Below are 12,292 nucleotides of genomic sequence, written 5' to 3'. Positions count from 1 at the left end.
TCAGCTATGAATCGGCCCGTCACCACAGGCGAGCGCCGCCTCACGTACGGCTTCGGAATAGGTCGGGTGCGCATGGCAGGTCAGGGCCAGATCTTCGGCTGAGGCGCCGAATTCCATGGCGACGCAGACCTCGTGGATTAGGTCTCCGGCCGCGGGGCCGATGATATGTGCGCCCAGAATGCGATCAGTATCTTTGTCTGCCAGAATCTTGACGAATCCGTCGGCCGCAAAATTCGCCTTGGCTCGGCCATTGCCCATGAACATGAACTTGCCGACCTTGTAGGCGCGGCCCTGTTCCTTGAGTGTCGCTTCGGTCTCACCCACATTGGCCACCTCGGGCCAGGTGTAGATGACACCTGGAATGACGCCATAGTTTACGTGACCGTGTTTGCCAGCGACCTGTTCGGCTGCAGCCATGCCCTCGTCTTCAGCCTTGTGCGCCAGCATCGGGCCTTCGGTCACGTCGCCGATGGCGTAAATGCCCGGCACATTGGTCTGCCAATCGGCCCCAACCTTGATCTGGCCGCGCGGGGTCATCTCGACGCCCAGAGCGCCCAGCCCCAGCCCATCCGAATACGGCTTGCGCCCGGTCGCCACCAGCACGGTATCGGCATCGATCACATGCTCGCTGTCATCCTTCAGTAGCTTGTACGTCACCTTGGCCTTGGTCTTGGTCGCCTCGGTCTTTTGCACGGCAGCGCCCATGACGAATTTCAAACCCTGTTTCTTCAGGATGCGCTGGAAGGTCTTCTGCACCTCCGGGTCCATGCCCGGCGTGATTTCCTTGAGGAATTCGATCACCGTCACCTCGGCGCCCAAACGGCTGTAAACCGAACCCAGCTCAAGCCCGATCACACCGGCGCCGATCACAATCATTTTCTTGGGAACTTTGCCCAGAGACAGCGCTCCGGTCGAAGTCACTACGACCTTTTCGTCAACCTCGACGCCGGGCAGCGCCGACGGCTCAGAGCCCGACGCGATGATGATGTTCTTGGCCTCATGCACCTCATCGCCAACCTTGACCTTGCCCGCAGCGGGGATCGAGCCCCAACCTTTCAGCCAATCGATCTTGTTCTTCTTGAACAAGAACTCGATGCCCTTGGTGTTGCCATCGATGACTTCATCCTTATAGGCCTGCATCTGCTTCCAATCGACCGAAGGCGATTTCCCCTTCAGACCCATCTTGGCAAAGTTATGTTCAGCTTCGTGCAACTGGTGACTGGCATGCAGCAGAGCTTTCGAGGGGATGCAGCCCACGTTAAGGCATGTCCCGCCCAGCGTCTCGCGCCCTTCGACCACAGCGGTCTTTAGACCCAGTTGAGCGCAGCGAATTGCGCAGACATAGCCGCCGGGCCCGGCGCCGATTACGATGACGTCATAATTTGCCATTACATTCTCCTAAATCGACCGGTCGCCCGGCACTTCCCCGACCCGATTTCGTGGGTCAGAAATATCTTTTGTCAAACGGGTTCCAGCAGCTTGATCGAGATATGCGCAATCCCACCACGCTCGTGATGCATCGCCAGTTCCTCGGACCCGAAAAAGGCACGGGCCTTGTCTAGGTTCACGACCTCGAACATTGCAATCGCATGGTCCTTCTGATCGGGATCACGCCAGACATGCAGGTCGCGGATACCCGCGGCCTTACGCATCGGCATATCCTCGCGGAACACTTTTAGCCAGGCGTCGAAATCGGCCACATCGGCCTGCCAGAGTACATGTGTTGCCATCTTATAGATCCATCAACAGGCGGCGTGGGTCTTCAAGCGCTTCTTTCACGCGAACCAGGAAGGTTACCGCACCCTTGCCGTCAACAATACGGTGGTCATAGGACAGAGCCAGATACATCATCGGGCGGATCTTGATCTCGCCATTGATGACCATCGGGCGGTCCTGAATCTTGTGCATTCCCAGAATACCTGATTGCGGCGGGTTCAGGATCGGTGAAGACATCAACGAGCCATAGACGCCACCGTTCGAGATCGTGAACGTACCGCCCTGCATTTCAGCCATCGAAAGCTTGCCGTCGCGGGCGCGCTTGCCCTTTTCAGCAATGGCTTTCTCGATCGCTGCGAAGGACATGCTGTCGGCGTCGCGGATCACCGGAACCACCAGTCCCTGAGGCGTACCAGCGGCGACGCCCATATGCACAAAGTTCTTGTAGACGATGTCATTGCCGTCGATCTCGGCATTCACTTCGGGCACTTCTTTCAGCGCATGACAGCAGGCCTTGGTGAAGAAGGACATAAAGCCCAGACGCACGCCGTGCTTTTTCTCGAACTGGTCTTTATATTGATTACGCAGGGCCATCACCTCGGTCATGTCCACCTCGTTATAGGTGGTCAGGATGGCCGCTGTATTTTGCGCATCCTTCAGGCGCTTGGCGATGGTCTGGCGCAGACGGGTCATGCGCACGCGCTCTTCGCGGCTCTCATCCTCGGCAGCCACAGGAGCGCGTGGAGCTTGCGCCGCGGGAGCGGGGGCAGCCGCCGCAGGCGCTGGGGCTGTAGCTGCTGCAGCAACTGCCTTTGCCACGTCTTCTTTCATGATACGCCCATCACGACCGGTGCCGGTGACCTGATCGGCGGTCAGACCGGCTTCGGCCATCACTTTCTCAGCTGATGGTGCGTTGGACACGTCTTTACCTGTGCTGGCAGCAGTCGGAGCGGCAGCGGCCGCAACCGGAGCGCTTGCCACACCTGCGGCCGAGCCCGAGATCACCGCCAGCTTGGCAGACGCATCGACCGTGCTGCCTTCGGGGGCAACGATCTCTGCCAGAACGCCTGCCGCCGGGGCCGGAACTTCGACCGAGACCTTGTCGGTTTCCAATTCGCACAGCATCTCATCCTGTGCGACGTTGTCACCAACCTGTTTGAACCATGTCGAAACGGTTGCCTCGGTCACGGATTCGCCCAGCGTCGGCACCATGACGTCCACGCTGCCACCTGCCGCAGCCGGCGCTGCTGCAGCTGGGGCCGGGGCCGCCGCTGCCGGAGCAGGCGCTGCCCCTTCGCCAGCGGTGATGGTGGCCAGCAATGCATCGACACCCACCGTCTCACCTTCGGCAGCGACAATCTCGCCCATCACACCTGCGGTAGGCGAGGGCACTTCGACCGTCACCTTGTCAGTTTCCAGCTCACACAGCATTTCATCAACTGCAACGGCGTCGCCGGGTTTCTTGAACCATGTCGCAACGGTGGCTTCGGTGACAGACTCGCCCAGCGTGGGAACACGAACTTCAATCGTCATCGTTTACTTTCCTTCAATGCTCAGCGCTTCGTTCACCAGCGCTTCTTGTTGGGCTTTGTGTTGGCTGGCCAGACCCGTTGCAGGCGAGGCCGAGGTTGCGCGACCGGCATAGACCGGACGGGTGTGTTTTGCGCCAATGCGGGTCAGAACCCATTCGATATTGGGTTCGATAAAGGTCCAGGCCCCCTGGTTCTTGGGCTCTTCCTGACACCAGACCATCTCGGCACCTTTGAAACGCTCAAGTTCGTTGATCAGCGAATGCGCAGGGAAAGGATAGTATTGCTCGATTCGCATCAGGTAGATGTCATCGATGCCGCGCGCATCGCGTTCTTCCAGCAAGTCAAAGTAAACCTTGCCCGAACACATCACCACGCGCTTGATCTTGTCATCCGCCACCAGCTTGGTGTCAGAGTTGCCCTTCTGCGCGTCATCCCACAGCACCCGGTGGAAGCTGGAGCCTGTGGTGAAGTCATCCGCCGTGCTAACCGCCAGTTTATGACGCAGCAGCGACTTTGGCGTCACCAGGATCAGAGGCTTGCGGAAAGTCCGATGCAACTGTCGGCGCAGGATGTGGAAATAGTTCGCGGGCGTCGTACAGTTCGCCACGATCCAGTTGTCCTGACCGCACATCTGCAGGAACCGTTCCAGGCGCGCGGATGAGTGTTCCGGGCCTTGCCCCTCGAAACCATGCGGCAGCAGCGTGACCAAACCGGACATCCGCAGCCACTTGCTCTCACCCGAGCTGATGAACTGATCGAACATGATCTGCGCCCCGTTGGCGAAGTCGCCAAACTGTGCTTCCCAAAGGACCAGCGCGTTTGGCTCGGCCAGAGAGTATCCGTACTCGAAACCCAAGACCGCATACTCGCTGAGCATCGAGTCAATCACGTCATAATGAGATTGACCCTTGCGGATGTTGTTCAGCGGGTAGTAGCGCTCTTCGGTTTCCTGATGGACAAATCCGGAATGGCGTTGGCTGAATGTGCCTCGCGTCGCGTCCTGTCCGGCCAGACGCACTGGGTAGCCCTCGGTCAGCAGCGAGCCAAACGCCAGAGCCTCGCCAGTTGCCCAGTCAAATCCGGTCCCGTTTTCGAACATCTGTTTCTTGTGTTCCAGCAATCGTCCGACGGTTTTATGCATCGCAAAACCTTCGGGTGCTGTGGTCAGGGCGGTTCCGATCTCGGCCAGCGTATCCGCTGAGATCGCGGTTTCGCCGCGCATGTATTCTTCTTTGTTCTTGTCCAGATGCGACCAGCGCCCATCCAGCCAATCGGCTTTGTTGGGCTTATAGTCTCTCCCGGCGTCGAACTCTTCGTTCAGATGGGCCTGAAAGGCGGCCTTCATATCCTCGATCTCGCCTTCGGGGATCAGGCCGTCTTTGACCAGACGTTCCGTGTACAGCGACAGCGTAGTCTTATGCGTCTTGATTTTCTTGTACATGATCGGGTTGGTGAACATGGGCTCATCGCCCTCGTTATGACCAAACCGGCGGTAGCAGAAGATATCCAGCACCACGTCCTTGTGGAACTTCTGACGGAATTCGGTCGCCACCTTGGCGGCATGCACCACCGCCTCGGGGTCGTCGCCGTTCACATGGAAGATCGGCGCTTCAACCATCAGCGCGATATCGGTGGGATAGGGGCTGGAGCGGCTGAAATGCGGCGCGGTGGTAAAGCCGATCTGGTTGTTCACCACGATATGCATGGTGCCGCCTGTCTTGTGACCTTTCAGACCCGACAGGCCGAACCCTTCGGCCACCACACCTTGCCCGGCGAAGGCCGCATCGCCATGCAACAGGATCGCCATGACCTTGGTGCGGTCTTCGTCATTCAACTGATCCTGCTTGGCGCGGACTTTGCCCAGAACCACCGGGTTCACCGCCTCAAGGTGCGAGGGGTTGGCGGTCAGCGATAGGTGCACTGAGTTGCCGTCAAACTCCCGGTCACTGGATGCACCGAGGTGATACTTTACGTCACCCGATCCATCCACATCCTCAGGCTTGAAGCTGCCGCCCTGGAATTCGTTGAATATGGCGCGATAGGGCTTGCCCATCACATTGGCCAAAATGTTCAGACGCCCCCGGTGCGGCATCCCGATGACGATGTCTTGCAATCCCAGCGCACCGCCGCGCTTGATGATCTGTTCCATTGCAGGGATCAGGCTTTCACCACCGTCTAAACCGAATCGCTTGGTGCCCATGTACTTGACATGCAGAAATTTCTCGAAGCCCTCGGCCTGGACCATCTTATTCAGGATCGCCTTGCGGCCCTCTTTGGTGAAGGCGATTTCCTTGCCGTACCCTTCGATCCTTTCCTTCAGCCAAGCGGCCTCTTCAGGGTTCGAGATATGCATATATTGCAGCGCGAAGGTGCCACAGTAAGTCCGCTTCACGATCTCGACGATCTGGCGCATGCTGGCCATCTGCAGACCCAGAACATTGTCGATAAAGATCGGGCGGTCCATATCCGCATCGGTGAAGCCGTAGGTCTTTGGATCCAGTTCAGGATGCGTGCTTGCGGCGCGCATCCCCAGCGGATCCAGATCAGCGGCCAGATGTCCCCGGATGCGATAGGCCCGGATCAGCATCAGCGCCCGCAAGCTGTCCAGCACCGCGCGCTTGATCTGGTCGTCGCTGACCTCAACGCCCTTGGTCGCGGCCTTGTCCTTGATCTTCTTGCCCGCTGCTTTGGCGTCGATCTCGGCCCACTCGCCAGTCAACGCACCGGTCAGATCATCCGCAGGCATCGGAGGCCAATCGCTGCGCGCCCACGAAGGCCCCTCGGCCTCGCGCTGCACATCCGGCGCGTCATCGCCCATGGCCTTGAAGAACTCGACCCAGGCTGCGTCGACCGCACCGGGGTTCTTGGTGTACTGGGCATAAAGCTGCTCCAGATATTCGGCATTATGCCCCTGCATGAAGCTTGAGGCATGAAAGGCGGTGTTGGGCGAGTGTTCGGTCATTGGGCTACCTCATATGGGTTGGGACCGTATTGGTTAGTGCCTGGTTCGCTGGGGCGGGTCAGCCACCACAGAACCAGGAGGGGCGACACAAACAGGACAAGAAGTGTCGGAATGACAATAAGAAGAGTTGCGCGGGTGAACAGGATATCCAACGTGCCGCCATGGAACTGGCTGGCAAGGCCGATGCCAAAGATCAGGACGGCAAGCGCACCAAGTATCAGCAGGATCGGCAGCAGAGCATAAAGCCCGCTGCGCCCGGTATCATGCATCCGCCGCCATGCAACGGCCAGATGCGGGAAAAAGACGATCAGGCTGACGATGCTTTGTACCGAGCCTGTTGAGGTGGCCGTGACGGATTTGGATGTTTCGGTTTCAGTCACTGCGACCTGAGTGAAGAACTGCCAGTCGATGATCCCGGCGATGATGTTCCAGATCACGATGAACAGGAAAAAGAACCAGTATTCGGGCCGTGAGGCACGGCCCGAGAAGGTGAAAAACTTGGAGAAACAGGTATTAACGGCTTCGCCGAAAGTCATGTTTACCGCTCCTCCCAAAGCAGTCAAATTCTGGTCAACCAATCGCTTCCAGTACAGCCTCACCCAGCTGCGCCGGGCTTTCGGCTACGACGATACCGGCCGAGCGCATGGCTTCGATCTTGTCCTCGGCTCCGCCTTTGCCACCGGCGACAATTGCGCCCGCGTGGCCCATGCGGCGGCCCGGAGGGGCTGTGCGGCCAGCGATGAAACCAGCGGTTGGCTTCTTGCGGCCCTTCTTGGCCTCATCCGCCAGGAACTGGGCGGCTTCTTCCTCGGCCGAGCCTCCGATCTCACCGATCATGATGATCGAGTGAGTCTCGTCATCGGCCAGGAACCATTCCAGCACGTCGATATGCTCGGTCCCTTTGATCGGGTCGCCGCCGATGCCCACACAGGTGGACTGGCCCAGACCCACATCGGTGGTCTGCTTGACGGCCTCATAGGTCAGCGTGCCTGAGCGGGATACAACGCCGACCGAGCCGCGCTTGTGGATGTGGCCGGGCATGATGCCGATTTTGCAGGCATCCGGAGTGATAACACCTGGGCAGTTCGGGCCGATCAGACGCGAGTTTGAGCCTTCCAGCGCGCGCTTGACCTTCATCATGTCCAGAACCGGGATGCCTTCGGTGATGCAGACGATCACTTCCATCTCGGCATCAATCGCTTCGAGGATCGAGTCTGCCGCAAAGGGCGGCGGCACATAGATCACGCTGGCATTGGCTTCGGTCACATGCTTGGCCTCGTGGACCGAGTTGAACACGGGCAGGCCCAGATGCTCCATCCCGCCTTTGCCGGGGGTCACGCCACCGACCATCTTGGTGCCATACGCAATGGCCTGTTCGCTGTGGAATGTGCCCTGCGAGCCGGTAAAGCCCTGACAGATCACTTTGGTATTTTCATCGATGAGGACTGCCATCTGGCGTTCTCCTTTGTAGGGCGGGCTTCAGCCCGCCAAAATCTTGGGAAAGGTGGGCTGAAGCCCAGCCTACGGGATGACACTCAGCCTTTGACCGCCTTCACAATCTTCTCGGCACCGTCTTTCAGGTTGTCCGCCGCGATCACGTCGAGGCCAGAGGTGTTGATGATCTCTTTGCCCTTTTCGACATTCGTACCTTCCAGACGCACAACCAGCGGCACCTGCAGGCCGACCTCTTTGACGGCAGCAACAACGCCCTCGGCGATGACGTCACAGCGCATGATGCCGCCGAAGATGTTAACCAGAATACCTTTGACCTGCGGGTCCGAAGTGATGATCTTGAACGCCTCGGTAACTTTCTCTTTGGTGGCACCGCCGCCCACATCAAGGAAGTTGGCAGGCTCAGCCCCATAAAGCTTGATGATATCCATCGTCGCCATCGCCAGACCAGCACCGTTAACCATGCAGCCGATCTCACCATCCAGGGCGATGTAGTTCAGGTCGTATTTCGACGCTTCCAGTTCCTTGGGGTCTTCCTCGGTCGTGTCGCGCAGCTCGGCAATGTCCGGGTGGCGATAAACCGCGTTGCCGTCAAAGCCGACCTTGGCGTCCAGTACCTTCAGGTCGCCACTGTCGGAAACGATCAGCGGGTTGATCTCCAGCATCTCCATGTCTTTCTCGACGAATGCGGCGTAGAGCTGGCTCATCAGCTTGACGCATTGCTTGACCTGTGCGCCTTGCAGACCCAGCGAAAACGCGATGCGGCGACCGTGGTAAGGCTGATAGCCCGTCGCAGGGTCAACCGAGAAGGACAGGATTTTCTCGGGCGTCGCTGCGGCCACTTCTTCAATGTCCATGCCGCCTTCGGTCGAGCAGACAAACGAGATGCGGCTGGTCTGGCGATCCACTAGCAGGGCTAGGTAGAGTTCGCGTTCGATGCCGGACCCGGCTTCAACATAGATGCGGTTGACCTGTTTGCCCGCGGGGCCGGTCTGATGTGTGACCAGCGTGCGGCCTAGCATCTTTTTGGCTTCTTCGGCGGCCTCTTCCACCGACTTGGTCAGACGGACACCGCCCTTTTCACCGGCGTCGGCTTCTTTGAAGCTGCCTTTACCGCGCCCACCTGCGTGGATTTGCGCTTTTACAACCCATAAAGGGCCATCCAGTTCACCGGCTGCGGTTTTGGCTTCCTCGGCGCGCAAAACCGCGCGACCGTCGGAGACCGGAGCGCCATAGCTGCGCAAAAGAGCTTTGGCCTGATATTCGTGAATGTTCATCGAAATTGTCCCGTCTGACTACGATTACCCTGTTATAGGCGTGTATAAGCGCCAAAATTAAAGAGTTTTTTGACGTGTCACGGGAAATTGCCGAAGATTTTCAGAATTTGTGATCACAGGTTTTTGGGGCGTGATCACAAACCCGGATCAATTAAAGAATCACCATTCAGCTATGGAGATTGCTGAATTGAATTTCCGAAAGCTAAGTTGGATACATACGAGCCAACGAACAATCGGACAACTGGGATTGGACAAATTCTCGATCAGCTTCGTTTAGTAAATTAAATGAAGCCTGCTGTGCTTTGGTTGCATATTCTGGAAATGTAGTGTGCCCAGTACCAAAATGGCGAGCGCTTTCCTGACGAACTTCCACATGCCTGGATTTGCGCTTCAAGAAGACAGAGAGCCTTTCCGCTATTCGATCTGGATCAAGAACTATGTCTTCATAGCGCACAATGTGCGTCCGGGAGTATTGTGTACTGAGCCAATGATAACTGTTTAGTTTCTCGGCCAATAGTTGAATCGGATTATCCAAAAACCTGGTGCTCAGCATGTCGCGGGATCTTGCTACCCATGGTGAACGGATAAATTCGGAAAAGTCACTGGGCGTAGGCGTCATTCTGTGAAACGGGTTGCGTTGCATAGAATACAACCAACTTGCGGGATGCCTCATCAGACAGATCACATGGCAGCCCTGCGGTTGGGCAAAATCCGTCAGAAAGAGTTTTGTTGCAGCGGCGTGTTTCCAACCGCCATTTTCCGGAATTGCTAAAAGATGATTTTCATCCAGCATCGCCTCGCGAATTGAGCGACGCAAAGGTCGGCGGTCAAATCTGCTCAGATAGCGTCTCTGCCAACGTCGGAGATGACCTTCATTTGGGAAAATTTGGGCATCGAAATTGGTATCAAGAAAGCTGTGAAGAAAATTTGTTCCTGAGTTTCGTTCGCCGAGGATCTTCAGGGTTACTTTTTGGTTTTGTTCTTCCATCAAACCGTCTGCTCTCAGCGACCCAATTCTATCAGACCACCAGCCAACATACATATCGAATTGGTCCGCGCAAACAGAACCTACTATGAAGTGTTATTGGCGGGTGACTTTCACCTTGCAAATCAAAAGAAAACGGCCTCCGAAAACCGGAGGCCGGGCCAAAAATGGTTTATATCCTCAGCCGTTCAATGAGCTGTCGATGCCCTTGCAAGCCTCGATCAGACCCTTTACGGCATTGACCGAGTTGTCGAAACCGGCCTGCTCTTCTTCGTTCAGCTTGATGTTGACGACCCGTTCGACGCCGCCGGCACCGATCACGGTAGGAACGCCGACATACATGCCTTCTACTCCAAGCTCGCCATCGCAATAAGCGGCGCAAGGCAGAACACGTTTCTGGTCTTTCAGATAGGCCTCGGCCATTTCAATCGCCGAAGTGGCGGGCGCGTAGAAGGCCGACCCGGTTTTCAACAGGCCAACGATTTCAGCACCGCCGTCACGGGTGCGCTGAACGATGGCGTCCAGTTTTTCTTGTGTGGTCCAGCCCATCTCAACCAGATCAGGCAGCGGGATACCGGCGACGGTCGAGTAACGAACCGACGGCACCATGGTGTCGCCGTGGCCACCCAGAACAAACGCTGTGACGTCGCGCATCGAGACGTTAAACTCTTCCGACAGGAAGTGTGCAAAACGGCCCGAATCCAGAACGCCCGCCATGCCGCAAACCTTGTTATGCGGCAGGCCCGAGAATTCACGTAAGGCCCAGACCATCGCGTCCAGCGGGTTGGTGATGCAGATGACGAACGCGTCAGGCGCATTGGCGGCGATGCCTTCGCCAACCGATTTCATGACTTTCAGGTTGATGCCCAGCAGATCATCGCGGCTCATGCCCGGCTTGCGCGGCACGCCAGCGGTGACGATGCAGACGTCGGCGCCCGCGATATCCTCGTAGGATTGGGTGCCTTTCAACTTGGCGTCGAACCCTTCGGAGGGGCCGGATTCGGCGATATCCAGCGCCTTGCCTTCCGGGGTGCCTTCGGCGATGTCGAACAGGACAACGTCACCGAGTTCCTTCATTGCAGCGAGGTGGGCGAGCGTGCCGCCGATCTGACCTGCGCCGATCAGCGCGATCTTGGGTCTGGCCATTTGGAATATCTCCGATGGGTTTTGAAATCGCGGTTTTGCTAGTCGTAAATGCGGCGTCGCGCAAGCCTCCTGCGGCGCGGCATGCCACCGCATACCGTTTGCATGTCATGTGCTGATTGCGCTAAACCGCCTGTGACTCATGCATATTTCCGGGGCGCCAGATGTTCGAAATGAACCTGATGTTTTTTGCCGTGGCGATCCCAGCAGTGATCTTCGCGGGTATCTCGAAAGGTGGGTTCGGCTCGGGCGTGGCCTTTGCGTCGTCGTCGATTCTGGCGCTGATCCTGACGCCTGGGCAGGCTTTGGCGTTGATGCTTCCGATCCTCATGGTGATCGATGTCGCCACGTTAAAGCCCTACTGGAAACGCTGGAACTGGCCGGATTCGCGTCTGCTGATTCTGGGTGCAGTGCCCGGCATTGCGTTGGGCGCGTGGCTCTATCGTGTGACCGATGACGATCTGCTGCGTCTGCTGATTGGCGGGATATCGGTCGGCTTTGTGATCTGGCATGTTGCCCAGACAAGTGGCTGGGTACGCGGCTTTGCCAACCACCTGCCGCCTTCGGCAGGATTGTTTGCCGGGCTGGTTGCCGGGTTCACCAGCTTTGTCAGCCATGCAGGCGGTCCGCCCGCCGCCGTCTATCTGCTGTCCCAACGCCTGACGAAAACCGAATTTCAGGCCTCAACCGTACTGGTCTTCTGGGTGATCAATGCCGTGAAATTCGTACCGTTCGCCTATCTGGGTCTATTCACATGGCACACGGCACTAGCCGATCTGTTGCTAACCCCGTTTGCGATCCTCGGGGCCTGGCTCGGCGTCCGGGCACATTTCATGCTGTCCGAACGCCTGTTCTTTGGCATCGCCTATGTCCTGCTAACACTGACTGGCAGTAAATTGATCTGGGACGCATTGGTCTAAGCGTTGGGCGGCAATGCCTCAGCTAGCTCCTCAAAGGATTGGCCCGAGGCGAGCAGGCAGGTCACTCCCTCGGGCAAGGTCACAACAATGGTCCAACTGCCGGTTCGATCCGAGGCAAAAACCTCCATCACCGCCCCTTGACGCGCAATCCCGATGCCGCGCCGGGTTTCGCCATAGGCCTTTGCCAAACGCTTGATCACATCCTCGCGCGGCGCGCAGTTCTGAGCGCTGACCTGTTGCGCAGCCAACACCATGATGCCCAACCCAATCGTCAATTTCAGCAAGATGGTCTTCATCGGTCATCC

The 12,292-nt window shown here is 57.6% G+C and carries 11 protein-coding genes; 1 reads left to right on the top strand and 10 read right to left on the bottom strand.

The genetic code is table 11. The annotated features are described in order from the left end of the window. From lpdA to mdh, 9 genes are all read right to left on the bottom strand, one after another. Complete coding sequence (lpdA, locus tag ACR0IU_RS13510; RefSeq protein WP_480716614.1) at positions 1-1,389, bottom strand: dihydrolipoyl dehydrogenase; 1,389 nt, start codon at positions 1,387-1,389, stop codon at positions 1-3. Positions 1,390-1,460: 71 nt separating this feature from the next. Then, positions 1,461-1,730 (bottom strand): hypothetical protein, encoded by a 270-nt coding sequence (locus ACR0IU_RS13505; protein WP_010443693.1) that lies wholly within the window; start codon positions 1,728-1,730, stop codon positions 1,461-1,463. A 1-nt stretch (position 1,731) separates the two neighbouring features. Beyond that, the gene (gene odhB, locus ACR0IU_RS13500; RefSeq protein ID WP_480716613.1) at positions 1,732-3,249 is read right to left on the bottom strand and encodes a 2-oxoglutarate dehydrogenase complex dihydrolipoyllysine-residue succinyltransferase; all 1,518 of its coding nucleotides are present in this window, start codon (positions 3,247-3,249) and stop codon (positions 1,732-1,734) included. 3 nt (positions 3,250-3,252) lie between these two features. Further along, positions 3,253-6,210 carry a 2-oxoglutarate dehydrogenase E1 component gene (locus tag ACR0IU_RS13495; RefSeq protein WP_480716612.1) on the bottom strand — a complete coding sequence of 986 codons (2,958 nt, stop codon included), beginning with the start codon at positions 6,208-6,210 and terminating at the stop codon, positions 3,253-3,255. After that, positions 6,207-6,746, bottom strand: a complete 540-nt coding sequence (locus ACR0IU_RS13490; protein ID WP_480716611.1) for a DUF805 domain-containing protein — start codon at positions 6,744-6,746, stop codon at positions 6,207-6,209. Before ACR0IU_RS13490 ends, ACR0IU_RS13495 begins: the two co-directional genes overlap by 4 nt. 34 nt (positions 6,747-6,780) lie before the next feature. Continuing rightward, positions 6,781-7,662, bottom strand: a complete 882-nt coding sequence (sucD, locus tag ACR0IU_RS13485; RefSeq protein WP_170455655.1) for a succinate--CoA ligase subunit alpha — start codon at positions 7,660-7,662, stop codon at positions 6,781-6,783. An 83-nt stretch (positions 7,663-7,745) separates the two neighbouring features. Continuing rightward, on the bottom strand, positions 7,746-8,939 hold the full coding sequence (gene sucC, locus ACR0IU_RS13480) for an ADP-forming succinate--CoA ligase subunit beta (RefSeq protein WP_480716610.1): 1,194 nt from the start codon (positions 8,937-8,939) through the stop codon (positions 7,746-7,748). Between the two features lie 202 nt (positions 8,940-9,141). Further along, a complete protein-coding gene (locus ACR0IU_RS13475; RefSeq protein ID WP_480716609.1) occupies positions 9,142-9,927 on the bottom strand; it encodes a sulfotransferase domain-containing protein in 786 nt (261 codons plus the stop codon). 177 nt (positions 9,928-10,104) lie between these two features. Continuing rightward, positions 10,105-11,070 (bottom strand): malate dehydrogenase, encoded by a 966-nt coding sequence (gene mdh / locus ACR0IU_RS13470; RefSeq protein WP_480716608.1) that lies wholly within the window; start codon positions 11,068-11,070, stop codon positions 10,105-10,107. A gap of 161 nt (positions 11,071-11,231) precedes the next feature. Here mdh and ACR0IU_RS13465 point away from each other — a divergent pair, with 161 nt between their 5' ends. After that, positions 11,232-11,987 carry a sulfite exporter TauE/SafE family protein gene (locus ACR0IU_RS13465; RefSeq protein WP_480716607.1) on the top strand — a complete coding sequence of 252 codons (756 nt, stop codon included), beginning with the start codon at positions 11,232-11,234 and terminating at the stop codon, positions 11,985-11,987. Here the strand turns inward: ACR0IU_RS13465 and ACR0IU_RS13460 are convergent. Next, complete coding sequence (locus ACR0IU_RS13460) at positions 11,984-12,283, bottom strand: hypothetical protein (protein WP_480716606.1); 300 nt, start codon at positions 12,281-12,283, stop codon at positions 11,984-11,986. The two genes, ACR0IU_RS13465 and ACR0IU_RS13460, sit on opposite strands and share 4 nt — an antisense overlap. Between the last annotated feature and the right edge of the window lie 9 nt (positions 12,284-12,292).

This window comes from Ruegeria sp. CL5, from assembly GCF_056536485.1.
Note: the sequence above shows the minus strand (reverse complement) of the source record. Positions and strands in the feature narration are given on the sequence as shown.

Coding starts and splice junctions, on each gene's coding strand:
- lpdA (WP_480716614.1), bottom strand. CDS start 1,389: ATGGCAAATTATGACGTCATCGTAATCGGCGCCGGGCCCGGCGGCTAT.
- mdh (WP_480716608.1), bottom strand. CDS start 11,070: ATGGCCAGACCCAAGATCGCGCTGATCGGCGCAGGTCAGATCGGCGGC.
- ACR0IU_RS13505 (WP_010443693.1), bottom strand. CDS start 1,730: ATGGCAACACATGTACTCTGGCAGGCCGATGTGGCCGATTTCGACGCC.
- ACR0IU_RS13460 (WP_480716606.1), bottom strand. CDS start 12,283: ATGAAGACCATCTTGCTGAAATTGACGATTGGGTTGGGCATCATGGTG.
- ACR0IU_RS13465 (WP_480716607.1), top strand. CDS start 11,232: ATGTTCGAAATGAACCTGATGTTTTTTGCCGTGGCGATCCCAGCAGTG.
- odhB (WP_480716613.1), bottom strand. CDS start 3,249: ATGACGATTGAAGTTCGTGTTCCCACGCTGGGCGAGTCTGTCACCGAA.
- sucD (WP_170455655.1), bottom strand. CDS start 7,662: ATGGCAGTCCTCATCGATGAAAATACCAAAGTGATCTGTCAGGGCTTT.
- ACR0IU_RS13490 (WP_480716611.1), bottom strand. CDS start 6,746: ATGACTTTCGGCGAAGCCGTTAATACCTGTTTCTCCAAGTTTTTCACC.
- ACR0IU_RS13475 (WP_480716609.1), bottom strand. CDS start 9,927: ATGGAAGAACAAAACCAAAAAGTAACCCTGAAGATCCTCGGCGAACGA.
- sucC (WP_480716610.1), bottom strand. CDS start 8,939: ATGAACATTCACGAATATCAGGCCAAAGCTCTTTTGCGCAGCTATGGC.
- ACR0IU_RS13495 (WP_480716612.1), bottom strand. CDS start 6,210: ATGACCGAACACTCGCCCAACACCGCCTTTCATGCCTCAAGCTTCATG.